Origin of the sequence: Brevundimonas sp. UBA7838 (assembly GCF_002500885.1) — a bacterium.
Classification (GTDB): Bacteria; Pseudomonadota; Alphaproteobacteria; order Caulobacterales; family Caulobacteraceae; genus Brevundimonas; species Brevundimonas vesicularis_C.
This window is the reverse complement of record NZ_DLTK01000079.1, coordinates 648-1,222: the sequence shown is the minus strand read 5'-3', so window position 1 is coordinate 1,222 and position 575 is coordinate 648. Positions and strand designations below refer to the sequence as shown.

Below are 575 nucleotides of genomic sequence, written 5' to 3'. Positions count from 1 at the left end.
CGGCGACCTGATGAAGCAGGACAAAGAAGGCTATTTCTACTTCGTCGATCGGATGGGCGACACCTTCCGCTGGAAGGGCGAGAACGTCTCAACATCCGAGCTCGAACAGGTGCTGATGGACGCGCCGGGCGTGACCGAAGCCATCGTCTATGGCGTGCCCGTTCCGGCCCAGGACGGCAAGGCCGGGATGGCGGCCCTGGTGGTAGAAGGCAAGTTCGACGCCCAGGCCTTCTCCGACCATGTTGAGGCCAAGCTGCCCGCCTATGCCCAACCGGTGTTTGTGCGGCTGATCAAGTCGGCCGAAACGACCGGCACCTTCAAATACCGCAAGGCCGATCTGGTGGTCGATGGGTTCGATCCGTCCAAGACCGGCGCCGCCCTCTATGTGCGGGGCGGGGCTGCGGGCTATCAGAAGCTGACGGCGGCCGGGCGCAACGCCATCCTGAAGGGCGAAAGCCGTCTGTAACGACTGGCAAGGCGGCGTTCGCGAAACGCCGTCTTAATGATTAATGGCGATAGTCCCGACCTCTCGCGTCAGGATTGTTCGCCTCCATGTTCCAGATCATCGGCATCGT

The 575-nt window shown here is 62.1% G+C and carries 1 protein-coding gene; it reads left to right on the top strand.

All coding sequences use genetic code 11. The annotated features are described in order from the left end of the window. The coding region (locus B3T77_RS06460; protein WP_414633149.1) for an AMP-binding enzyme at positions 1–466 on the top strand (466 nt) is incomplete at its 5' end. Positions 467–575: the final 109 nt, after the last annotated feature.